Source organism: Ponticaulis profundi, from assembly GCF_042659465.1.
Taxonomy (GTDB): domain Bacteria; phylum Pseudomonadota; class Alphaproteobacteria; order Caulobacterales; family Hyphomonadaceae; genus Ponticaulis; species Ponticaulis profundi.
Window position 1 is genome coordinate 140,929 of sequence record NZ_JBHSSW010000017.1, and the last position, 23,653, is coordinate 164,581.

Annotated in this window: 21 protein-coding genes; 11 read left to right on the forward strand and 10 right to left on the reverse strand. The window is 56.4% G+C overall.

Translation table 11 applies throughout. From position 1 onward, the window contains the following. Positions 1-149 precede the first annotated feature (149 nt). Both ACFQDM_RS13065 and ACFQDM_RS13070 read left to right on the forward strand, forming a co-directional pair. Complete coding sequence (locus ACFQDM_RS13065; RefSeq protein WP_377379740.1) at positions 150-1,286, forward strand: acyl-CoA dehydrogenase family protein; 1,137 nt, start codon at positions 150-152, stop codon at positions 1,284-1,286. A gap of 326 nt (positions 1,287-1,612) precedes the next feature. Next, positions 1,613-2,404 carry a division plane positioning ATPase MipZ gene (locus tag ACFQDM_RS13070; protein ID WP_377379742.1) on the forward strand — a complete coding sequence of 264 codons (792 nt, stop codon included), beginning with the start codon at positions 1,613-1,615 and terminating at the stop codon, positions 2,402-2,404. An 88-nt stretch (positions 2,405-2,492) separates the two neighbouring features. Here the strand turns inward: ACFQDM_RS13070 and ccrA are convergent, their stop codons facing one another. Further along, a complete protein-coding gene (ccrA, locus tag ACFQDM_RS13075) occupies positions 2,493-3,764 on the reverse strand; it encodes a crotonyl-CoA carboxylase/reductase (protein WP_377379744.1) in 1,272 nt (423 codons plus the stop codon). A 787-nt stretch (positions 3,765-4,551) separates the two neighbouring features. Between ccrA and ACFQDM_RS13080 the strand changes: the two genes are divergently transcribed. After that, entirely contained in the window at positions 4,552-6,540 is a 1,989-nt protein-coding gene (locus ACFQDM_RS13080) for a methylmalonyl-CoA mutase family protein (RefSeq protein ID WP_377379745.1), read from the forward strand. A 55-nt stretch (positions 6,541-6,595) separates the two neighbouring features. On the opposite strand, the gene ACFQDM_RS13085 is transcribed toward ACFQDM_RS13080, so the two are convergent. Beyond that, the gene (locus ACFQDM_RS13085; RefSeq protein ID WP_377379747.1) at positions 6,596-7,342 is read right to left on the reverse strand and encodes an SDR family oxidoreductase; all 747 of its coding nucleotides are present in this window, start codon (positions 7,340-7,342) and stop codon (positions 6,596-6,598) included. A gap of 105 nt (positions 7,343-7,447) precedes the next feature. Between ACFQDM_RS13085 and ACFQDM_RS13090 the strand changes: the two genes are divergently transcribed. Beyond that, complete coding sequence (locus ACFQDM_RS13090; RefSeq protein WP_377379749.1) at positions 7,448-7,846, forward strand: winged helix-turn-helix transcriptional regulator; 399 nt, start codon at positions 7,448-7,450, stop codon at positions 7,844-7,846. A gap of 4 nt (positions 7,847-7,850) precedes the next feature. Here ACFQDM_RS13090 and ACFQDM_RS13095 read toward each other — a convergent pair whose 3' ends face one another. Next, positions 7,851-9,098, reverse strand: coding sequence for a multidrug effflux MFS transporter (locus tag ACFQDM_RS13095; RefSeq protein ID WP_377379750.1), 1,248 nt, complete (start codon positions 9,096-9,098; stop codon positions 7,851-7,853). 196 nt (positions 9,099-9,294) lie between these two features. Between ACFQDM_RS13095 and trhO the strand changes: the two genes are divergently transcribed. The 4 genes from trhO (at position 9,295) to ACFQDM_RS13115 (ending at position 12,854) form a co-directional block, all read left to right on the forward strand. After that, a complete protein-coding gene (gene trhO / locus ACFQDM_RS13100; protein ID WP_377379751.1) occupies positions 9,295-10,263 on the forward strand; it encodes an oxygen-dependent tRNA uridine(34) hydroxylase TrhO in 969 nt (322 codons plus the stop codon). Next, a complete protein-coding gene (locus ACFQDM_RS13105; RefSeq protein WP_377379752.1) occupies positions 10,263-10,919 on the forward strand; it encodes a glutathione S-transferase in 657 nt (218 codons plus the stop codon). Before trhO ends, ACFQDM_RS13105 begins: the two co-directional genes overlap by 1 nt. Further along, on the forward strand, positions 10,916-11,875 hold the full coding sequence (locus ACFQDM_RS13110; protein ID WP_377379753.1) for a class I SAM-dependent methyltransferase: 960 nt from the start codon (positions 10,916-10,918) through the stop codon (positions 11,873-11,875). Before ACFQDM_RS13105 ends, ACFQDM_RS13110 begins: the two co-directional genes overlap by 4 nt. A gap of 79 nt (positions 11,876-11,954) precedes the next feature. Further along, positions 11,955-12,854: an SDR family oxidoreductase gene (locus ACFQDM_RS13115; protein ID WP_377379754.1), complete on the forward strand. Its 900-nt coding sequence runs from the start codon at positions 11,955-11,957 to the stop codon at positions 12,852-12,854. Positions 12,855-12,901: 47 nt separating this feature from the next. On the opposite strand, the gene ACFQDM_RS13120 is transcribed toward ACFQDM_RS13115, so the two are convergent. The 7 genes from ACFQDM_RS13120 to sdhC all read right to left on the reverse strand — a co-directional run bounded on the left by ACFQDM_RS13120 (position 12,902) and on the right by sdhC (position 19,297). Further along, positions 12,902-13,324 carry a hypothetical protein gene (locus tag ACFQDM_RS13120; protein WP_377379755.1) on the reverse strand — a complete coding sequence of 141 codons (423 nt, stop codon included), beginning with the start codon at positions 13,322-13,324 and terminating at the stop codon, positions 12,902-12,904. A 69-nt stretch (positions 13,325-13,393) separates the two neighbouring features. Continuing rightward, complete coding sequence (locus tag ACFQDM_RS13125) at positions 13,394-14,473, reverse strand: NADH:flavin oxidoreductase (protein WP_377379757.1); 1,080 nt, start codon at positions 14,471-14,473, stop codon at positions 13,394-13,396. Positions 14,474-14,661: 188 nt separating this feature from the next. Further along, the gene (locus ACFQDM_RS13130) at positions 14,662-15,444 is read right to left on the reverse strand and encodes a succinate dehydrogenase iron-sulfur subunit (RefSeq protein ID WP_377379759.1); all 783 of its coding nucleotides are present in this window, start codon (positions 15,442-15,444) and stop codon (positions 14,662-14,664) included. Between the two features lie 163 nt (positions 15,445-15,607). Beyond that, positions 15,608-16,558: a hypothetical protein gene (locus ACFQDM_RS13135; RefSeq protein WP_377379761.1), complete on the reverse strand. Its 951-nt coding sequence runs from the start codon at positions 16,556-16,558 to the stop codon at positions 15,608-15,610. A gap of 120 nt (positions 16,559-16,678) precedes the next feature. Beyond that, positions 16,679-18,466, reverse strand: a complete 1,788-nt coding sequence (gene sdhA, locus ACFQDM_RS13140; protein WP_377379763.1) for a succinate dehydrogenase flavoprotein subunit — start codon at positions 18,464-18,466, stop codon at positions 16,679-16,681. Positions 18,467-18,494: 28 nt separating this feature from the next. Further along, positions 18,495-18,884: a succinate dehydrogenase, hydrophobic membrane anchor protein gene (gene sdhD / locus ACFQDM_RS13145; RefSeq protein ID WP_377379765.1), complete on the reverse strand. Its 390-nt coding sequence runs from the start codon at positions 18,882-18,884 to the stop codon at positions 18,495-18,497. A gap of 17 nt (positions 18,885-18,901) precedes the next feature. Next, complete coding sequence (gene sdhC / locus ACFQDM_RS13150; protein ID WP_377379767.1) at positions 18,902-19,297, reverse strand: succinate dehydrogenase, cytochrome b556 subunit; 396 nt, start codon at positions 19,295-19,297, stop codon at positions 18,902-18,904. Positions 19,298-19,380: 83 nt separating this feature from the next. Between sdhC and ACFQDM_RS13155 the strand changes: the two genes are divergently transcribed. The 3 genes from ACFQDM_RS13155 to ACFQDM_RS13165 all read left to right on the forward strand — a co-directional run bounded on the left by ACFQDM_RS13155 (position 19,381) and on the right by ACFQDM_RS13165 (position 23,645). After that, the gene (locus ACFQDM_RS13155; protein WP_377379769.1) at positions 19,381-21,132 is read left to right on the forward strand and encodes a DUF885 domain-containing protein; all 1,752 of its coding nucleotides are present in this window, start codon (positions 19,381-19,383) and stop codon (positions 21,130-21,132) included. A 271-nt stretch (positions 21,133-21,403) separates the two neighbouring features. After that, positions 21,404-22,540: a hypothetical protein gene (locus ACFQDM_RS13160; RefSeq protein WP_377379771.1), complete on the forward strand. Its 1,137-nt coding sequence runs from the start codon at positions 21,404-21,406 to the stop codon at positions 22,538-22,540. Between the two features lie 370 nt (positions 22,541-22,910). Beyond that, positions 22,911-23,645 (forward strand): homoserine O-acetyltransferase/O-succinyltransferase family protein, encoded by a 735-nt coding sequence (locus ACFQDM_RS13165; RefSeq protein WP_377379773.1) that lies wholly within the window; start codon positions 22,911-22,913, stop codon positions 23,643-23,645. Positions 23,646-23,653 lie beyond the last annotated feature (8 nt).

The window sequence follows — 23,653 nt, forward strand, 5'->3', positions numbered from 1 at the left end:
TTTGCATGGTTGGTGTGGAATGTCGGGCTGGCCGCGGATCGGCTGCCATTAATGTTTACGATTTCGGTTCTTACCGCCGGGATTACGTTCGCTGCAGTTAGATGGTTCAGTTCCGTCCAAGCGAATAAAGAAATTGAGGATACTTTCTCATGACATTCGTACTTACCGAAGAACAAAACATGCTGCGTGATGCAGCGATGGACTTTTCAAAAGAGCAATTGTCGCTCACGCATTTCCGTCAGCAACGCGATGCTGGCGCGAATGGCAAGGATGCCGATAGCTGGTCCAGCATGTCGGAAATGGGCTGGGCAGGGGTGCTCGTTCCAGAAGAATTTGGCGGATCAGATTTCGGCTATGTCGGTCTGGGACAGGTGCTGGAAGCGCAGGGGCGCACACTTGCGTCGACACCGCTGCTGCAAACCGCTCTGATCGGCGTTTCGGCGCTCATGCTTGGCGGGTCGGCTGCGCAACGCGAAAAGCTTCTGCCAAAGATTGCCGAGGGCGCGATCACCACCGCGCTCGCAGTTGATGAGAAAACCCATCACGCGCCGCTGAAAACGGCCATGAAGGCCGAGAAATCAGGCTCCGGCTTTACGCTGACCGGCAAGAAAACCTTCGTGGATGATGGTCATTCGGCAGATCTTCTCATCGTGGCCGCGCGGACAAGCGGTGCGCCAGGTGACAAAGCCGGCATCACATTGTTCCTCGTCCCGCGCGATGCGTCCGGCATTTCTGTTCAGGAACTCAAGACACTGGATTACCACGGCGCTGCCAATATCAGCTTTGATGGCGTCGAGGTCAGCGCGGATGATGTGCTCGGCCCTGTAGACGGCGGCTGGGATATTCTGGAAGGCATTCTGGATCGGGCGTGCATCGGCATGGCGTCTGAGATGCTCGGAACCGCCATCGCAGCGTTTGAGATGACGCATGAATACCTGCAGACCCGCAAGCAGTTCGGTCAGCTGATCGGCTCGTTCCAGTCTTTGCAGCACCGCGCAGCCATCATGTTCTCGGAGCTGGAACAGACCCGGTCATGTGTCGCCGCGGCCTTGTCTGCGCTGGATGAGAACGCAAACAACATCTCGCAAATGGCATCTCTGGCCAAGGCGCGGGCGTGTGATACGCTTCACCTGGTGTCGAACGAAACCATCCAGATGCATGGCGGTATCGGCATGACGGATGCGCACGACTCCGGTTTCTACATCAAGCGCGCCCGCGTGCAGGAAGCGCTCTATGGCGGCGCTGGCTATCACAAGGACCGTTATGCGACCTCGCTCGGGTTCTAAACGCGTCTGATCTTATCGAATCGATTGTGAGCGGGGCCTGGAAACAGGCCCCGTTTTCTTTGACTGCCGTAAAGTTAGGTGAAGTGTTCGCTCAGGCGAAGCAAAAGTCTTCTGTGGTTTGTGCCAAAATAAACCGTTTCAATTCAGGCGGGGATGCCTGAATGCCGTTCAGGTCTTACAGCTTCTTGTGGGCAAGGCGTGAGGGTGATTGCTTTCTCAATGAAATTTCGGTTACTTTTTTGTTAATGGCCGCTCTTGGGCGTGGTACGAAGCTTGCAGCGTTCCCATCAGAGTAAACAACCATTTCTTTTGGCCAAGGGGACAAAATGAAAGTCATTACCATAGGTAGTTTTAAGGGTGGGACCGGAAAAACGACTTTGGCGGCTGTACTTTCAACTGCGCTGACTCTGCGCGGTTTCAAAACGCTCGTGATCGAGTTGGAAACAAGTACGAAGCCATTGGCACGCTTTGAAGCCTGTCGCGATTTTGCCGATCTCAGTCATCCGAATGTTCAGGATCTTCTGTGCTCGGGCGGTCAGCCTGACGTGAAGGACTGGCAGATCATGTTCCGTCAGGAAATGACCGAGGCTGAACGCCGCGGTTATGACGTGATGATCGTCGACACTGCCTCCGTTTGGAAGCCGGAAGTGATCGCCGCGCACCTGATGGCGGACCTTGTGATCACGACCGTGACAGAAAGCCCGATCGACCTCTATCAGATCATGCCGACCAGCGGGCCGAGCATGCAGGCGTCTCGCCCATATGCGCAGCTGATAGATCTCGTGCGTCGACATGCCGCTCAGAACAATCGCCATGATTTTGGTTGGTTCATGTGTATCAACCGTCGCTCTCATCTCCGCACAAAAGTCGGCGACAGCGTTCGTGAACAGCTGGAGAGCTTTACCGAAAACACGAATGTCGACCTGATTTACGGCCTCGTGGACCGCGTCGGCTATCGCAATATGATGGCGACCGGCATTACGCCGCTGGATGATGTCGAGGGAGAGCCGGTTCAGAAAAGCCTTCTGGCGGCGCGTACCGAATCCAACCGCCTTGTCGGCAAGGTCATGCTCAGCCTAGGTCTGCGCGCAAAGACGCTCGAGTCAGCAGCCGCCTGACACGGGTTTGCTGTTTTCCTGAATAAGCGAACGAAAAAGCCCGGGCAGTACCCGGGCTTTGAGTGTTTATGCGGTCATCCGTCTTGTCTTACGAAAGCGGTCCGACTTCCAGCACATCCTCAACGGTGCGAAGGCCTGGCTTCGGCGAGTTGACCAGAACGGCCATATTGCCTGGCAGGTGGCGGTTATCGAGCATTTTCTCGTGTGCCTCAGGAATGTCAGCCCACGCAAAGACTTCCGACATGCAAGGGTCAATCCGGCGGTCAATGACCAGCTGGTTTGCCTGCGATGCCTGTTTCAGGTTCGCAAAGTGAGAGCCCTGGACACGTTTCTGGCGCATCCAGAGGAAGCGCGCATCCATGGTCAGGTTGAAGCCGGTCGTACCGGCACAGATCACAACCATACCGCCGCGTTTCACAACAAGCACGGAGACCGGCATGGTTGATTCACCCGGGTGCTCAAAGACCATGTCGACGTCTTTGCCGCCGGTGATTTCCCAGATCGCCTTACCGAATTTACGGGACTCTTTCATGTATTCCTTGAAGCCTGGACCGTTCACTTTCGGCAGCTGGCCCCAGCAGTCGAAATCCTTGCGGTTCAGAACCGCTTTCGCGCCCATGCTCATGACGAAGTCGCGCTTGGACTCGTCGGAGACAACGCCAATGGCGTGCGCACCTGTTACCGCGCAAAGCTGCGTTGCGAAGGAGCCAAGGCCGCCGGAAGCGCCCCAGACAAGCACGTTTTCACCAGGACGCAGCACGTGCGGGCGGTGGCCGAACAGCATGCGATAAGCGGTCGCCAGCGTCAGCGTATAGCAGGCGCTTTCTTCCCAGGTCAGATGCTTTGGACGCGGCATGCACTGGCGCGCCTGCACACGGCAGAACTGGCCGAATGATCCGTCTGGTGTCTCATAGCCCCAGATGCGCTGGCTTGGCGAAAACATCGGATCGCCGCCATTGCACTCTTCGTCGTCACCATCATCCTGATTACAGTGGATGACCACCTCATCGCCGGGTTTGACGCGTGTCACCTTACGGCCAACAGCCCAGACAATGCCGGATGCGTCAGAACCTGCGACGTGGAAATCCGCCTTGTGAACATCAAACGGAGAAATCGGCTCACCAAGGCCAGCCCAGACGCCGTTATAGTTCACGCCTGCCGCCATCACGAGAACAAGCACTTCGTCGGAATCGATTTCCGGTACAGGCACTTGTTCCAGCTGCATGGCTTGGTTCGGGCGGCCATGGCGTTCACGGCGGATCGCCCAGGCATGCATGAATTTCGGAACGTGGAACTCGGGCGGAATCTCGCCCATAGCGTAGAGGTCTTTTTTCTCGCGCGATTGAGTCGCAGCAGTCATAGCGTTCTCCCCAAGAACAGAACATCAATATACCCGGTGCGACCTTGTTTGTCTGCTACCGGACCATGGCGAGGTAAACTGACGAATGTGACGCCGGTGTCAACCGAAAATGCTGCGCCGCAAAAACAGCTTGGGGCAAATTATTCGAACATTTTTGGGATTTGACGAGTAGAAAGTCCTGCGATCACGGCGGGTTTGGGGTGATCCTTCACGAGAAATTCGCGTAGAAAAAATTTTTGCGTGCGCGAATAGGGATGGACGCGCGCAAGCCATCGTTACGATGGAATCAGCGACGGTGTTCGCGAGAGGCGATAGACTGGTTTCTGTTCTTCCCAAGCAGGGACTATGTTCGGATTTCAGATCGCCGAGCATTTATTCCATTCGCCCCTTCACGAATGAAAGTCTTAAAACTCTATATAAAACAGTTGATAGTGCGACGTCTTCGAGTGGACATCTCCTGCGGGCCTGCTCGCTCTCTTGCAGAAATTCATCTGAGAGCGCCAATCGTCAGGCGTGCTGATCAGGGTGTGAAACTTCATTTCGTCTGATGCGTTAAGTGAGGTTAAGCTGATCCCACACAGCAAAAGAATGCAGTTTGTGAAACTAAAATACCGCAGAATGAAACGCCAGCTTCCTGACTTCAGGATTGACCGGCCTGTGTGTATTCTGGAGGAGGCTGTTTCCCAAGGGGAAGGGCAAAATCATCTAAACAATAATGCTATCTGGCTCACTTTATGTTGCATTGCACATTTTCGTCGGGTTATCTGATGGTCGGGAGAAAACAAAAATGACTGAGACGCCATATCAACACGCGCCGGATCGGCCGTGGATTTTCCGGACCTATGCTGGCCACTCAACGGCTGCAGAATCCAACGCGCTTTATCGCCGGAACCTTGCCAAGGGACAGACTGGCCTTTCCATCGCTTTCGACCTGCCAACGCAAACGGCCTATGACGCGGACCATGTCCTCTCACGCGGTGAAGTCGGCAAAGTTGGTGTGCCGATTGGCCATCTCGGCGACATGCGCACCCTGTTTGACGAAATTCCGGTCGCGGAGATGAACACCTCCATGACCATCAACGCGCCGGCCGCCTGGCTGTTGTCGCTTTACGTGGCGCTGGCTGAAGAGCAGGGCGCAGATCGCAAGGCGCTGCGTGGCACCACGCAGAATGACATCATCAAGGAATATCTGTCGCGCGGGACCTATGTGTTTCCGCCAAAGCCGAGCATGCGGCTGATCGCGGATATGGTGAGCTGGTGCTATGTCGAAACGCCGAAATGGAACCCGCTGAACGTCTGCTCCTACCACCTTCAGGAAGCTGGCGCGACACCAGAGCAGGAGCTTGCCTATGCGCTGGCAACGGCCTGCGCCGTTCTGGATGCGACCAAGGAAAGCGGGCAGGTGCCGGATGAGGATTTCGCGACCGTTTTCGGTCGTATTTCCTTTTTCGTGAACGCAGGCGTGAAGTTTGTGACCGAGCTTTGCAAGATGCGCAGCTTTGTCGACCTGTGGGAAGAAATCGGTCGGGATCGTTATGGCGTGACCGATGAGAAAGCCCTGCGCTTCCGCTATGGCGTACAGGTGAATTCGCTTGGCCTGACCGAGCAGCAGCCTGAAAACAACGTCTATCGTATTCTCATCGAAGCGCTCGCTGTTACCTTGTCAAAACGTGCGCGCTGCCGGGCCCTGCAATTGCCTGCCTGGAACGAAGCCATGGGTCTGCCGCGTCCGTTCGACCAGCAATGGTCTCTGCGCATGCAGCAAATCCTCGCCTATGAGACAGACCTGCTCGAATATGAGGATCTCTTTGACGGCAGCCATGTCGTGGAAGCGAAAACGAATGAGCTGAGCCAGAAGGCGCTCGCAGAACTCGCTAAAATTGATGAAATGGGCGGCGCGGTCGAAGCCGTGCCATACATGAAGGAACAGCTGGTCGAAAGCCAGCGCCAGCGCGTGGCGGGCATTGAAAACGGCGACCATATGGTGGTCGGTGTGAACGCCTATAAAGAGACCGAAGACAGCCCGCTCTCTGCGGGTGAGAAATCCATTCAGAAAGTTGACCCGCTTCTGGAAGCGGACACCGTTGCCAAGCTGAAGCAGTGGCGTTCAGACCGCGATGCCAAGGCAGTCGACACAGCTCTGGAAAATCTGCGCTCTGCGGCTGTTGAAGGTCGCAACATGATGGAGCCCAGCATTGCAGCGGCCAAGGCCGGTGTCACGACGGGCGAATGGGGCGGTGTCCTGCGCGAAGTCTTTGACCAGTATCGCGGACCAACCGGCGTTTCGCTTGTTCTGTCTGCTGACCCGGAAACGAAAGAGGCTGAAATCAAGGCCGAAGTCGAGCGCGTATCGGAAATGCTCGGACGGACGATCACATATGTGCTCGGTAAGCCGGGCCTCGATGGTCACTCCAACGGCGCCGAACAGATTGCCACCAAGGCGCGCAAGGTTGGCATGAATGTGCGCTATGACGGTATCCGTTTCACGCCGGAAGAAATCGTCAAACAGGCTGTTGAGGAAAAGGCGCATGTGGTCGGCCTTTCCATCCTGTCCGGCAGCCATGTGGACCTCGTTCGTGATGTTGCGGCCAAGATGCGGGATGCCGGTATCGGACATATTCCACTCGTTGTTGGCGGCATCATCCCGCCGGAAGATGAGCTGGTCCTGAAACAGGTGGGTGTCTCACGCGTCTACACGCCGAAAGACTACAAGCTGAACGAGATCATGAGCGATGTGGTCAGCCTGGTCGAAAAAAGCGCCAGCGAGCTGGTCTGATCGGATCAAAAGCAAGCATTTGAAAGAAGGCCCGCAAACGTGCGGGCCTTTTTCGTTAGCTGTTCACCGCATCAAAAGCTTGCTCATAGCGACCCTCAGCTTCCGCAAAACGTTGGAAGTGGACGCGTTGAACGAGAATTTCATCGGGCACTGTTTCGCCAGACATGATCTCGACGACTTCTTCTGTGAAGGCCGCCAAGGGCATCGCCATTTCGCGCTCTGACTGGCCGGGTGTCAGTTCTGTTGCGACCATGGGAGGTGCCAGTTCGTGAACACGAACATGGGTGTTTCGCAGCTGGTAACGCCAGGACTGACTCAGCGAATGAATGGCTGCCTTTGTTGCCGAATAGACCGGATGCGAGGCCTTGGGAACAAACGCCAATCCTGAGGACACCGTCACAAGCGCGGCTTCGGGGCGCGATTGCAAGTGCGGAAGGAAAGCCGCAGCAAGGTCGATGACAGCGCTCAGGTTTGTGGTGATTGTGCGCCTGGCACTGTCGAGAGAGACTGGATCAGCGGTGTAATCTTCATCTTCCATAATGCCCGCATTCAGAATGACCGCATCAAGATCTGGATGGTCGTTCAGAACGCTCTCAATGAGCGCATTCAGTGACTTTTGATCCGTCACATCGAGACTGTAGCCATGCATCTCCGGATTGCGGTCGAGTGTGCTTTTCAGCGACTCTGGCTTGCGTCCGGTAATCAGCAATTGATTGCCTTTGGCTTGAAGAGCTTCGGCAAGCGCCTCGCCAATACCCGAATTGCCGCCAGTCATCAGAATTTTTTTGTTGGTGAAGATCATGAGTGACACCTTTTCGATAGCTCTGGCGACACATGATATCCTTGGTATAATTTCGAAAGTAGGCACCCAAAAGAATTATACTTACCCAAAAGAGAGTATGCTGAATTGTCTAAGGAAAAACTTCGCTCAGAATTGAGGGCAATTCCGGATCCGGACCCTGAGCTGGATCGGCTGGTCACGGAAATCATCGGCCGCGTCGCCGACAAATGGACGATGCTGCTGATCGAGATCCTGACGGAAAAAGGTGAATGCAGGTTCGGTGAACTCGGCCGTGCCTGTGAGGGGATCAGTCAGAAAATGCTGACACAGACGCTTCGGGCAATGGAGCGTGACGGCTTGGTGACGCGGACAGTCTTTCCCGTTGTTCCGCCCAAAGTGGTTTATGAACTCACCGAACTCGGACTTGGGCTCAGTAAAGCGTTTTGCAGTGTCTGGATCTGGGCAGAAGAGAACCGGGAGGCCATCACGCGCGCCCGTACAGCTTACGAGACGCGCGAGACCTGAAACGCTACGCCTTGTCCGGCGCATCCTCGCCAGCAGAGAAGAGCTTCCCCTTCTCGGTGAACAAGACGATGATCAGCGTCAGCAGTCCGAGCCCGACATAGCCGGTGACAACTGGCGTCAGCGTGCCGTTGAACTGATGCGCGATAAATCCGCCAATCGCCGCCGCCATTGTGGTGGTCGCAAAGCCCAGAAGGCCGGATGCGACCCCCGCGATCCGTCCCAGTGGTTCCATGGCCATGGAATTGAAGTTCGGGCCGATAAAGCCGAAATTCATGAAGATCAGGGCGAACAGCGCCATGAAGACAACGAGGTTCGGGCCAAAGAAGTGCACCACAGTCAGCAGCACCAGGCTGAAAAACGAAAAGCCGATCACAGCGGCATGCGAAATCCGGCGCTGGCCCAGTTTTTCGACAATGCGGGAGTTGGTGAAGTTCGCAATGCTGAGCGCTGCTGCCGGAATGGCAAAGCAGTAAACGAAGATATCCGGACGCTTGAAGACGTCATTGAAGATCTGCTCTGAGGACGAAACAAAGGCAAAAAGCGCGCCGAAAATGATCCCGCTGCCGAGCACATAGCCGAGGGCTTCGCGGGTTTCGAACACGGTCTTGTAGGCTTTCAGAACCGAGGCCGGGTCAATCGGTGTGCAGTCTTCCGGCGGGCGCGTTTCCGGCAGGCGGAAGAATGACCAGATCAGCATGGCGAAACCACCGGCTGCGAGCAGACCGAATGTGCTCTGCCAGACATGGAAGACATACAGAATCTGCTGGCCGAGCATGGGCGCGAGGATCGGTACCACCATGAAGACGGTCATGACCAACGACATGATCCGGGCCATGCCGCGTCCGACATACAGGTCGCGCACGACACTGGTCGCGATCACACGTGTCCCGCCAGACGCAATGCCGAGGCAGAAGCGCCAGATCAGCAGGGATGTGAAGTCCTGCGCCAGCGTGCAGCCCAGGCTGAACAGCACATAAGCGATCAGCACGCCCGTCAGGACGCGCTTGCGGCCAAACCGGTCGGTGACCGGTCCCCAGACAAGCTGAGAGAAGCCGAAACCGAACATGTAGACGACGACGATGAACTGAGCATCATTCGGATTGGAAACGTTCAGCGCACGTCCGATCTCGGACATTGCGGGCAGCATGACGTCGATTGCCAGCGCATTCAGCGCCATCAGGCAGGCCGTCATGGCGACGAATTCAGGGGTGGAAATGTTCGGGGAAGCCGACGATTGAGGAGTGGCAGACATGCGTGGTCGGATACTCCCTTTTTATGTTATTGCAAGACAAGAATGAGACGATAGGCAAGATTTCCGGTTTGCAGGTTTTCAATCCTTGAGAGTTCGTCAGGCGATATTTCAAATCGCACTGTATCAATTTGTAATCGCCCGCCATTCGCTTATCTGTCGTCTTGAAGTTTCCCCTCAACCTGCTGTATGTCGCGCTATGACCCAATACACTGTTGCCGCTCTTTATAAGTTCACGCCTTTTGCTGATTTCGAATCCTGGCAGGAACCGATCCGCGAAAAAGCGCATGCGCTGGATGTCTGCGGCAGTCTCCTGATCGCCAGTGAAGGCATTAACGGCACCATCGCTTGTCCGAGCGATGCCGGTATGGGCGAGATGATCGCCTATCTGCAGGCCATTCCGGCCATTGGTGAGCTGGAAGTGAAATACTCTCACGCCGAAACGCAGCCTTTCAAACGGATGAAAGTTCGTCTGAAGGAAGAGATTGTTCGCATGGGCGTGCCCGGTATTGATCCGAACAGGACGGTCGGCACCTATGTCGAGCCTGAAGACTGGAATGCGCTGATTTCAGATCCGGAAGCGCTGATCATCGACACGCGCAATGATTTCGAGTTCGCCATGGGCACGTTCCAGGGCGCTGTTGATCCGGAAACGCGGACCTTCCGTGAGTTTCCGAAATGGGCAGACGAGCACATTGGCCCGCCCGGTACGCGCAATGCCAAGAAGATTGCCATGTTCTGCACGGGCGGCATTCGCTGCGAGAAGGCGACCGCCTATCTGAAAGAGCAGGGCCATGACGACATTTACCACCTCAAGGGCGGCATTCTGAAATATCTGGAAACCGTGCCGAAAGAGCAGAGCCTCTGGCAGGGTGAATGCTTCGTCTTCGATGAGCGTGTGGGCATCAAGCACGGTCTGGAGCTCGGTGAGTATATCAGCTGCCATGCCTGCGGGCGGGGTGTCAGCCCGGAAGGCCAGAAATCGGCCAACTATGTGCCCGGTGTGTCGTGTGACTATTGCATTGATGAATACACCGAGAATGACCGCGAACGTTTCCGTCAACGCCAGCTTCAGCTGAAGCTCGCAAAGGAGCGCGGTGAAGTTGGCATGGGCCCCGATGCCCGCCCGGAGACACGACGCAAGACACGCGACGCCGAAGAGGCCTGATGACCCGCCCCATTCTCTACAGTTTCCGCCGCTGCCCTTATGCCATGCGGGCGCGGTTGGCCATCTTGTCGAGTGGGATCGTCTGCACGCATCGTGAAATCCTGCTGCGCGACAAACCACAGGCCATGCTGGAGGCATCGCCCAAGGGGACGGTGCCTGTGCTGGTGCTGCCAGACGGCACGGTTCTGGAAGAAAGTCTGGATGTTGCATTCTGGGCGCTCAACGCCTCAGACCCGCAGGACTGGCTGGCGCCCTGGCGTGCAGACAAATCGGCTGCTGATGCGCTGATCACGCGCAATGACGGCCCATTCAAGCATCATCTCGACCGGTATAAATACGCCACGCGCTATGATGATGTGGATGAGCTGGAGCATCGCAGCGCAGGTCTGGACATTCTCAGCGATCTCAATGCGCGCCTGTCAGGCACAGGCTATCTGTTCGAAGACCGGTTCACCTTTCTGGATGCCGGCATCGCGCCGTTCGTGCGCCAGTTCCGCATTCCGGACAAGGAATGGTTCGACGGGCTGGATCTGCCGCATCTTCATGCGTGGCTTCAGAATTTTCTGAAATCTGATCGCCTCTCGGTTGTCATGCACAAATATAACCTTTGGAATGGAGTCGAGGATAACGACACTTTTCCAAAGGGGAGCGCATGACCTCAGACAGTGCGGACGGCACAGAGTGGCAGACATATTGGCTGGGCAGGCGCGAAGCAGGTGACGAGCAGGTCTATGAACTGCCCGGCGTGGAATCCGATCTTGAATTAGGGACCTTCTGGGAAGACCGGATTTCGGGCGTTTCAGCAGATGCGCGTGTCCTGGAACTCGCATGTGGGGCAGGGGGCGTGATCCAGCATGCCTACCGCATGGGGTATCGAAATCTGACGGGTCTCGATATTTCAGATGCCGCAATCGACATACTGAAAGGCCGGTTTCCGGAAGTTCGGGGCGTTGTCAGCTCTGTCGAAGCCGCGCCGCTGGAACCGGAAAGCTTTGATCTGATTGTCAGTCAGTTCGGCTTTGAATACGCAGGCCCGCACGAATCCGCGCCAAAAGTTGCCAGCCTGCTCGCCCCCGGTGGTCGATTTACCGCCATTGTTCATATGAGCGAGGGCGTAATTGCCGAAGAGTGTCGCACCGCCCTTCAGGCCTGTGAGGCGTTTTCGGCGACCGGTTTCATCCCTGCATCCATGCGGGTCTTTCGCGCCCAGCATGCCGCAGAACGCTCCTCTCTCCCTGATGTTCAGGAAGAACTGAAAGCCGCACTAGCGGGCTTGAATGCGCCGCGCGCAGCGATTGATGAACTCTCCAAAACCGGGCATGCGCTGGCGACCCACACGCTCACCGGCACCATGCTGATGTTTCAGCGCCGTCAGTATTATACGCTGGAGGATATGCTCGACTGGCTGCAGAAAGTGCATGATGAAAACCTTGCCCATGCCGACCGGATGCAGGGCATGCTGGCCTGTGCACTCACGGCGCAGGATGTTCGCGCCGCATTGACGCGCCTTGCCGATGAAGGCCTGAAAACCTTTCCGATCCAGGCGATGATGCAGGGCGACCCGGTCAAATCCGTTGCCTGGATATTCGACGCGATTAAGCCTGAAAGTTGAAACCCATCCACACGCAAAAGGTAGTGGACTACCCCTGCGGTATGCGTGTTCAATCCCTGAAAGAATAAGGGAGGAACATATGGACGTTTCACAACTCATGTATCGCGACGGCCTGATGTCGGATGAGCGCATTCTGATCACAGGTGGTGGCACCGGGCTTGGCAAGGAGATGGCCGAAGGCTTTCTCAAGCTTGGCGCTGAAGTGCATATCTGCGGTCGTCGCGGCTCAGTATGTGAGGAAACCGCGAAAGAGCTGATGGACAAGCATGGTGGCAAGGTCGTTCCGCACGCCTGTGACATCCGCGTCGCTGAAGCCATTCATGACATGAACAACCGCATCTGGTCCGAACATGGCCCGCTGACTGGCCTCGTGAACAATGCGGCGGGTAATTTCATCTCGCGCACGGAAGACCTTTCCACGCGCGGCTTTGATGCGATTTCCAACATTGTGTTCCGTGGCTCATTCTACATGACACACGATATCGGCAAGCGCTGGATCGAGGAAAAGCGCCGCGGCAATGTGATCTCCATCCTGACGACCTGGGTCTGGAATGGTGGTCCGTTTGTGGTTCCGTCCGCCATGTCCAAGGCCGCCGTCAACACCATGACGCAATCGCTCGCTGTGGAGTGGGGCCGTCACAATATCCGCTTCAATGCCATTGCGCCGGGCCCATTCCCAACCGAGGGCATGTCCAATCGCCTGTCGCCGGATACAGGCGGTGAGCGTCGCGATTCGTCATTTGCCAATCCGATGGGCCGTGTGGGTGAAATGCACGAACTGGTCAATCTGGCGGTCCTGCTCATGGGGCCGGGCGCCGAATACATCAACGGTCAGACAATCGCGATTGACGGTGCCATGTACAATGCGAGCGGCGGCAACTTCTCCGGCCTTGCCGCCTGGGGTGATGAACAATGGCAGGCTGCGCGCGATGCCATCGAAAAGCAGAACGCCAAGGACAAGGCCAAGCGCACGGTCTGATGCTCATAACGAAACAGCGAAGCCTTCTGGCTTCGCTGTAACGGTTCTTACCCGATTTTCTGACAGCTCGTTTCCGTGGTCTGCCCGCTCTGCGGGTTATAGAAAACATTGTTCAGATAGTTCGGATCATTGGTCGGACGCGCATACACGGAAAAGACGGCGTGATTTTGCGGCTGTAACTGGAACTGAAACAGCCATTCATTCGAATCCTGATCCGGCGGCAGCGCGCCCCAGCGACCCGGGCCAGACACATTGTAGGTCTGCCAAGTGCCGGAATAGACAATCGTCCCCTGACCTGCGAGCTGACCGCCCGGGCCAACCTGATACTGCATATCAATCGAGGCGAGGGGTGAATTGGCCACACAGCGCCAATAGCCGGGGGCGGGTGCCGGGCTGCCTCCCATTTGCGCGGTCGCCGGTAGTGCCGATAGGCAGGCGAGCGCCGCCCCTGTAAGCCATTGTCTGAACATCTCTTCCCTCCATGATGATGGTCTCATTCATGGAAGGCGTGAAATGTCTGGAAAACGGGTCAGCGGAGGCTAGCCTTCGACAAAGCCTTTCCAGCCGCTCATATACGTCACGAACGCCTCACCAAGCCCCTCGGCGCGCAAATGATCTGCTGTAACAGGCAGCTCAGGAGCGGTGTAATCCGGATCGGCTGCCATACGGTTTGCCATGTCATGATGCAGAATGGCAGCGCGGCCGATCAGCACGAAATCACATCCCTGCTCGAGCGCATCACGTACGTCCTGCGCATCCCGGATTTTGCCTGCCGCGCCAAGGCGTGTGCCATTGCGTGGCAGATCGGTGAAGTGTGACAACAGACTGGCCGCGCCATCCTCGCTATCTTGCGGTGTCTTGCGGAAGTCCCACAGCGAGAGGTCCATATAGTCCAGCTTGCCAGATGCCATGATCTCTTCGGTCACCGTCACGATCTCTGGCAAGCGCAGACCAAACCGTTCAGGTGAGAGGCGCAGGCCCAGCTGGAAATCCGGACGGCACTCAGCCCGGATGCCGTCGATGATCTCGACGATAAGCCGGAACCGATTCTCGAGACTGCCGCCATACTGGTCTTCGCGCTTGTTGATGTCAGGGGACAGAAACTGCGCCAGAATATAACCGTGTGCGCCATGGACTTCCACGCCGTCAAAGCCTGCGGTTTCTGCACGTTTCGCCGCCGCGATGAAGTCGTCACGTAATTGCTCAACTTCTGCTGTGGTCAGCCCGCGTGCACCCGTTGCGTCATCGTCCGACGGGCAAACCGGGGCGGAGATGATGTCCTTGTCGGCGCGATTTCCGGCATGGTGCAGCTGAACCGAAGAGACGGCGCCATTCTCACGCAGCGCATTGGCAAGCCGCGTCAGACCCGGCAGATGATCATCGCTCCAGATGCCGAGCTGGCCGGGAAAGCCCTGACCGACTTTCTGCACATGGGCGGCGCAGGTCATCACCATTGCGAAACCGCCTTCTGCGCGTTTGACCAGCCAGTTGAACTCATCGTCGGACAAGGTGCCGTCGTCATGGCTCTGCGTATTCGTCAGCGGTGCGAGGGTCAGGCGGTTCTTCCAGGCCGGACCACGGGTGAGTTCAAGCGGTGAGAAAACCGTATCTGTTGTCAAAGAGACCTCCCATGTCTGAGGGGCTACCTAGCGTGTTGATACGGTTTCCAAAAGTCACGATTTCGAGACGTCAGCGCGGCGGGGGACGATCTCCATTTTCGCGTCAGCAGCGCCTCGGTTTTACAGGGGCAGAAAACAAAAAACCCGCCGGTTAGGGCGGGCTTTTCAAAGCATTATCCGAGATCAGTCTAGGCGACGCGTTCGACCATCATTTTCTTGATCTCGCCGATCGCCTTGGCCGGGTTCAGGCCTTTCGGGCAAACCTGCGCACAGTTCATGATGGTGTGGCAGCGATACAGCTTGAATGGATCTTCCAGATCATCCAGACGCTCGCCACGCGCTTCGTCACGGCTATCGATCAGCCAGCGATACGCGTGGAGCAGGGCTGCAGGGCCGAGATACTTGTCGCCATTCCACCAGTAAGACGGGCAGGATGTCGAGCAGCAGGCACACATGATGCACTCGTAAAGGCCGTCGAGCTTGTCGCGGTCTTCCGGCGTTTGCAGCCATTCTTTTTCCGGCTCTGGTGTGTCGGTTTTCAGGAAGGGCTGCACATAAGCGTGCTGTGCGTAGAAATTGGTGAGGTCCGGCACGAGGTCCTTGACGACCGGCATGTGCGGAAGCGGTGCGATCGTGATGGAAGAGCCGGCGAATTCGTCCCAGCCTTTGGTGCAGGCGATGGTGTTCCGGCCGCCGATCATCATGGCGCAGGAGCCGCAAATACCTTCCCGGCAGGACCGGCGGAAGGTGAGCGTCGCATCAACATTGTTCTTGATATAGATCAGGACGTCGAGCACCATCGGACCGCATTTGTCCATGTCGACGAAATATGTGTCCCAGCGTGGAGATTCGCCGCCTTCCGGATCATAACGGTAGATCTTGAACTTCTTCAGGTTTTGCGCGCCTTCTGGCTTCGGCCAGGTCTTGCCGGTTTTAACCTTAGAGTTCGCAGGAAGCGTCAACTGAACCATTTTTGCTCCGTCCTTCAGATCGTGTCTTCTGGCTTATAACCACGTATAACCCAAATGATAAGTCTCCAGATCAATTAGGCGAGTTTTATTTACCTGGCGAGCTTTGTCGGGCGATTTTTTGCGTCTATCGCCCGAAAATCACGAGGTTTTGCAGGGCGAAAGCCTATTCGAAGACAACCGCCGTCTCATCGACCCGGCCGCTCCAGCGTGGATCGGTCAGAGCGACCTTGGAGGTGACGCCGAGGAAACCGTAATGCATGAAGGCCGTGACAGCGACCTGCGCGATGACCAGCATCAATATGCCAATCAGCAAGACGGGATTCATCATCATCTCGATTAGCTCTGAAGGGTCGTCTATCGTCTCGAGCTGCTCGATGTTTGACATCATCCCGCCCATGATAATGAACATGAAAACGGTCTGCACAGCCATCTGGACCAGATAGACAATCACATAGATCAGAAGGAAAGCGCCAAACATTGGCCAGAACCGGCCTTTTGTCGCCCCCCATGCTTTCAGGAAAGAGACTTTGCGGTCGCGCATGGTGACAGCACTGGCTGCGGAAAAGCGAATGCCCAGAAAGACCATGAGACAGATCAATGCAATGATCAGAAAGAAGGCCAGTATACCGCCTCCAATGGCCGCGCCGGCATTGTCGCCGCCACCGCTGATCAGTCCGATGGGAATAAAGATCGCCAGCATAGCGATCATCATCGCTAAGTAGGCGAGAATGCTGAATACGAACCAGAGCAGATAAACGCCAACAATACGCCATTCATCGCCGCCGAGTCCGATGGAAAAGCCTTCCTTGCGGATGTACCGGCGCAGGGCGGAGGCTTCGAGCATGGCATAAATGATCAGGAAGACCGGCGCAGCCAGCAAGGCGATGCCCAGAAACACGCCGATCTGGGACATCATCTGAGCCGGGTCCGGCTCGCCGCCGTCAATGACGGTGCCAACGAAAGGCAGGTAGGATGACAGGAACAAGCCGCCAAAAACCGTATAGTAGATGCCCATCAGCACCATATAGGTCAGGAAAAATTTCCAGACGAAGCCTTTCGGTCCCTCTGTTCTGTGAAAATGGTTGAAGGCTGCGTCGAAACTGAACTTTTCCATCATGATCCCCCAAAAGGCTCCCGCTCCGTTTACGAGCTTAGCAACAGGTGCGTGACGGTTGCAAAGAAAAAAGCCGGCCCCAGAGAGGCCGGCTTTCATTTTGTTATTTCACCAGAAAACCTAGTAAACGCGGGCTTTCGGTTTGATGTACTCAATGTCGTTCGACATGGTGTATGCGTGAACCGGACGGTAGTCGATCTTGACGTTACCAAGCTCATCACACCATGCGAGCGTGTGCTTCATCCAGTTCTCGTCATCACGATCGGGATAGTCTTCACGGGCGTGCGCGCCACGGCTTTCGGTACGGTTCACCGCGCCGTTCACGGTCACAGCTGCCTGAGCGATCAGGTTGTCGAACTCAAGTGTTTCCATGAGGTCGGTGTTCCAGATCATGCCGCGGTCAGAAACGCCGATGTCCGGAATGCCGGAATAGACGTCTTTGATCGCGTCCACACCTTCTTGGAGGATCTCACCGGTCCGGAAGACCGCACAGTTTGACTGCATGCCTTTTTGCATTTGCAGGCGCAGCTCAGCCGTTGGCGTGCCACCAGACGCGTTGCGGAACTTGTCGAGACGCGTGAGCGTGTTCTCGCCCGTGCTGGCATTGAACTCTGGCTGGCTTGCGCCGGCTTCGGTTGTGGCGCCAAGGCGCAGACCGGTCGCGCGGCCAAAGACCACGAGGTCGATGAGTGAGTTGGAGCCGAGACGGTTTGCACCGTGAACCGACACACAGGCCGCTTCACCAACAGCATAGAGGCCCTGAACGATGGCATCCGGGTCACCATCGCGAAGCGTGAGCACTTCACCGTGATAGTTCGTCGGAATGCCGCCCATATTGTAGTGCACGGTTGGCAGAACCGGGATCGGCTCTTTCGTGACGTCCACGCCAGCAAAGATCTTCGCAGATTCAGAAATACCTGGCAGGCGCTGATGCAGAACCGCAGGATCGAGGTGATCCAGGTGCAGGAAGATGTGGTCAGAATGCTCGCCGACACCGCGACCTTCGCGGATTTCCATCGCCATGCAGCGTGAAACCACGTCGCGGGACGCAAGGTCTTTCGCATTCGGCGCATAACGCTCCATGAAGCGTTCGCCTTCGGAGTTCCGCAGGATACCGCCTTCACCGCGTGCGCCCTCTGTGATCAGACAGCCTGCGCCGTAAATGCCGGTTGGGTGGAACTGAACGAACTCCATGTCCTGCAGAGGCAGGCCAGCACGCAGAACCATCGCATTGCCGTCACCCGTACAGGTGTGAGCAGACGTACAGGAGAAGAAGGCACGGCCATAACCGCCTGTTGCCAGAACAACTTTCTGCGCACGGAAACGGTGCAGCGTGCCATCGTCGAGTTTCAGCGCGGTGATACCGCGGCAAACGCCTTCCTCATCCATGATGAGGTCGAGCGCGAAATACTCGATGAAGAATTCGGTGTCTTGCTTGACGCACTGGCCATACAGCGTGTGCAGGATCGCGTGACCGGTCCGGTCAGCCGCAGCACAGGTCCGCTGGACCGGTGGGCCTTCACCGAAATTCTGCATGTGACCGCCGAATGGGCGCTGATAAATCTTGCCTTCTTCGGTACGGGAGAAGGGCACGCCATAGTGGTCGAGCTCGTAAACGGCAGCCGGTGCTTCGCGGACGAGATATTCAATCGCGTCCTGGTCGCCCAGCCAGTCTGACCCTTTTACGGTGTCATACATGTGCCAGCGCCAGTCATCCGGGCCCATATTCTTCAGGGATGCAGCAATGCCGCCCTGAGCCGCAACAGTGTGCGAACGGGTTGGGAAAACCTTGGTGATACAAGCCGTTTTCAGGCCAGCTTCTGCGCTACCGAGTGCGGCGCGCAGGCCTGAGCCACCAGCGCCGACGACGACAACATCATATGTGTGATCGATCCAGGTATAAGTCATCTGTTCAGCCTCTTTAGGTGTGTTCTGCTTAAGCGCCCAGCCCGATACGGACGACGGCGTAGGCGGCTGCTGCGAACAAGGCGATGGATACGAATGTGTTCAGCATCAGCAGAACGACGCGTGTTGTGTGCTTGCCGATATAGTCTTCAATCACGACCTGCAGGCCGAGGCGCATGTGAAGGAATGCTGCGCCAGCAAACAGGATGATGAGGACGCCATTGATCGGATTGCCGACAAAGGCGGCTGCCGTGTCATATCCGCCCTGAGTGGCAGTGATCAGGCAGTACATCATGTACGGAACAAGGAAGATCAGGGCGATGGCGGTAACGCGCTGCTTGATGAAGTGGCCGGCGCCTTCCTTGGCAGACCCAAGGCCACGAACATTGTTGAGCGGTGTGCGGATAGATTTCTGAGACATGTTTGAGAACTCCCGCCTTACGCTGCCAGAATGATCGCCCAGAGAGCGACCGCACCAACAATACCGACGATAATCGTCACCCAGGCTGTCATGGTTGCCGTTTCAGGCTTGTAGCCAGTGCCGGCGTCCCAGAACAGGTGACGGATACCATTTGCGAGGTGATAGAAGATTGCGACAGTGAAACCGAACAGGATGAGAAGCCCGAGGGGAGATCCCATGACAGCTGAGTATCCAGCATAGGCTTCCGGACCACTTGCGATGGCGAGCAGCCATCCGACCAGTGCAAACGCGCCCACATAGAGTGCGATGCCTGTTGCGCGGTGCAGGATAGAGGTGGCCATTGTGATGTGCCACTTCCAATTCATGATGTGCGGTGACAACGGTCTTGTGTCGTTCCAGTCGCTTCCAGCCAAGACGGCCCCCTTGAAATCCGTTGTAGTTATGGGTCAGGTTCTAGAATTCAAATTCATATAGTCAATCCTAGGATCGTCTTATCATGCGCCAATTTGCCATTAACCTCCTTTGTGTTGGGGTTTCTTCTCTCCTGACGATCACCGCAGCAGCAGACCCGGCACTGGATGAGGCGATTGACGCATATGATGCTTACCGGCTCTGGGCGAGCCCGTTTGCCGAAGCAGATGCAAACGACACACTGCCGGACCACTGGCCGGACATTTCCCCAGCGGCGACAGAGGCCGCGGTCGAAAAACTCGAAGCGATTGATGCCCGGCTGGATGCCATTGAAGAAGATGGACTGACAGAAGACGAGCGTCTGAATCTCGAAATCCTTTCGACCATTGTCGATGGCGATCTGGCGCTGATGGCATTCGATGAAGAACGCCTGCCATTCACGGGCGATTGGGGCTTTCACGCTTCCGTGACTTTTCAATTGTCGAGCACACGCATCACCGATGCGGCGGACGCTGAAGCCACTCTGAAACTGCTTGCGGGCGTTCCGGCCTTCCTTGATGCCAACATCGAAAACATGGAGCGCGGTCTCGAAACCGGCTTTGTTTCCTATAAGGACCCGCTCGAGACGGTGATCGTCCAGATCGACGAGATCATTGAGACACCGATCACCGAGACGGGCTTTTATCAGCCTTTCCGTTCTCTGCCGGATCATATGTCATACGAAGAAAAGGCGGAGTATCAGGCGCAGGCGCGCACGCTGATTTCAGGCGTGATCAAAAAACTCAAAGCGGTGAATTATTTTTTCAAGAACACCTACGCCCCGCAGACACGTGAGACGGCCGGTGTGGTGAGCTTTCCGGAAGCCAAGGCCTATTATCAGGCCGTATTGAGCCATCATACGACACGCCCGGACCTGACGCCGGAAGACGTTCACGAGATCGGCAAGTCAGAAGTCGCCCGCATCCGCGCAGAGATGGATGCCATCATCGAGGAAGTTGGCTTTGAAGGCAGCTTCGCAGAGTTTCTGGATTTCCTGCGGACCGATCCGCAATTCTATGCGCAGACCCCTGAAGAACTGATGGCGACAGCGGCCCGGATCGCCAAGGATATCGACTATCAGATGCCGAAATTCTTCTACACCCTGCCGCGTCTTTCTTATGGCGTTGAGCCGGTGCCCGCCGCGATTGCGCCAGGCTATACGACGGGGCGCTATGTCGGCGGATCGCTGAAAGAAGGCAAGGCAGGTGCTTACTGGGTAAACACCTACGCGCTGGACCAGCGCGCGCTTTACGAGCTGCCATCTCTGACCGCGCATGAGGCGGTGCCGGGCCATCACCACCAGATCGCGCTGGCGCAGGAGCTGGAAGACGTTCCGGAGTTTCGCCGTGACTATTACGCGACCGCCTTTGGCGAAGGCTGGGGGCTTTATTCAGAATCGCTTGCTACGGAAATGGGGATTTACGACACGCCGTATAAGCGCTTCGGCAAGCTCTCTTACGAGATGTGGCGTGCCTGCCGGCTGGTCGCAGACACCGGGCTGCACTGGTATGGCTGGACGCGCGAAGAGGCCGAAAAATGCTTCATCGAGAATTCGGCGCTGTCACCTCTGAACATCAAGACCGAAGTCACGCGCTATATTGGCTGGCCGGGGCAGGCGACGGCTTACAAGATCGGTGAGCTGACCATCAAGGCGCTGCGCGAAGAAGCCGAGACCGCGCTCGGTGCGGACTTCGACATCCGCGAATTCCATGATGTCGTGCTGGAGAAAGGCTCCATGCCACTCGCCGTGCTCGAAGAACGCGTCCGCACATGGATTGCCAGCAAGGACGTCGAATAGTCGCTTATTGCCCTGTCCTGTGCACGCGCGCAAAGACAGGGCGGTCATCTCATCCTGCGATACGCCCTGCCGACAATGCAGTAGGGCTATGACGAGATTGATTTGAAAACCGACCAATGACATCGTTTTCTCATCGAAACGATGAGGCCAGTTCGTCATGACCCCTTTCAGCTTCTCGACTCTTTTTGGGCCCGTTCTGCGCAGCGTCGCTTTCACTGCGCTGGCTTTGACCGGCTGCGCATCCCTTTCTTCGGGTGGACTGTCTGACGCGATGCGGGAAAAGGTCGAGCTGGTCAGCGAAACGAAAATACCTTGCAGACGTGCGCCGCGCCCACGCGCCAGCCTGCTGGCTGAGAATGGCAAATACCTGATGGTTGCTGTCGATTGCGCGAAAGATGGTAACTCCGACGAGATCGGAATTTTCGATACGCAGACGGGCAAGACGGTCCGCGTTTGGGATTTGCCTCGGGAAGGGAGGAGGCTTCAGGCTTCCGTAGTATTCCTGAGGTCTGGCAACTTTCTGTATGCAATCTCAATCCAGCCGATATCCCCCGGCTCATTCGTTCACGACGATGGAATATGCGTTGACCGCTTCGACGCGGTTTCGCAGACGTTCGAACACATGCCATGCTTCGGAGAGCAGGCGATTGGTTCTGTCAACGGAGTGGCTTTAGACTCGGTGAATCAAGCGCTGGTACTTTGGCATTCTTTTTTCAACGGCGAGCGACGTGACAATCAGATATTTCTGGCCGATCTGACGTCAGAAAATTCGAACGACGCGACGTTATTGTCTTTCTCTGATGATGCAGAAAGCCAGCTCGAATTGTCTGCCTATCGCTTCGAAACGGTCGACTTTAGCGAAGATGGCCGCGTTCTGATTTTCTTTCGACATGATGGCCCGTCGGGATCTCCCCAACGGCGTAAGTGGTTGGCCGCATCCTTCGACATTGTTGGAGACACTTTGCAACTCGCAGAAATTCTGGGGCGCGGTGACGATGTGGTGTGCAAGGGCTGGCTGGGTCAAAATCAGATATTGGCATCTCCCTGGCACACAGCTCCGCCTCCAGATCCCTGCGTCATTCCGGTGGTTACGGCTGATGTGGACGCGGCCTTTGATGCACACCTATTTGCGGAAGGATTCGAACATCCGGTGCGGGGGCGTTTCATCGGTGGCTGGAGATACGTTGAAGCGAGTAGAAGTTCAAACTCCGTCGTACTGTATTCTGATCTTGTGGATCGTCTCGAAATCTTCGACCTGAGCGATCCGTCGCGATCCAGCCTCATTGAATGCTACGGCTTGAAGGGGACTGTATGCGGAGACGTTTTCTCGCTGAACGCGAAAGGCGAATTCGCACATGTCGTAGGAAATCGACTTTATCGGTACAGACTGAAACAGTCGGCACCATGACGCTATAGGCGTCCGTCACTTTGGTGCTTCAAAACCATATTTTCATAGACAACAAAAACCTTTCAGGCTGTGGAGCGCGCCGGTGAGGGCGTTATGATCGCTTTCTCCGGGACATCGGGGGGGCATTACAGATGACCGCCTCACTTTCCCGGATGACAGGGCGGCAGGCTTTGGGCGCTTGGTTGTGTGCCTTTGGGGCGGATATCTCGAAACGGCGCTGGTTTTGCGTGCCTCTCGAAAGCATCATCAGCTTGTGACCTCCGGCGTGGTTGTCATGGCCTTTGCAGGCGCCATGTTACAGGCCTTGCGAGGAAAGGCGAACTGAGGCTTTTCCATCGAACGCGACGCTGACGAGAGGAGCCAATCTGTCATGAGTCTGAAGCTGACGATCATCGAAACCGGACTGCCGCCGCTCGCCATCCGCGACAAATATCCGAAAGGCTATCCGGCCATGTTCGAGGCGCTGTTCAGGCGTGTGGACCCGGACATGACGTTCGAAACGGTAGCCCTGGAAAGCGGTGACGCTCTGCCGGACCCGGAAACACTGGAAGCGATCCTGATCACCGGGTCTGCCTATGGCGTTTATGATGACGTGCCCTGGATGCGCACGCTGGAAGAATGGATTGGCTTTGCCGCCGAACAGCGTGTTCCCATGCTCGGCATTTGTTTTGGCCATCAGGTCATTGCATCCGCGCTGGGCGGTGATGTGCGCAAAGCCGTCGAGAAAGGCTGGGGCGTCGGGCGCCACACCTATCAGGTCGCCAGCCATCCAGACTGGATGATGCCGCAGGCTGAGACCTTTGCTGTTGGCGTCAGCCATCAGGATCAGGTGTTATCGACACCGATTGGCGCAGAGGTGCTGGCCGGAAACGACTTTGCACCACATGCCGCGCTGGTGTACTCGCGAGCGCCTATTCTGAGCTTTCAGGGACACCCCGAATTCAGTGATGAATTCCTGATGGATCTTTATGAAGCCCGAAAAGGCAATCCGCTGACGCAGGAGCAGGTGGATCAGGCGCGCGAAAGTTTCAGCCAGCCAGACGACAACACCCTCATGGCCAAATGGATGGTGGATTTCCTGAAAGCGAACCTTCGGAAATCCTGACCATCCAA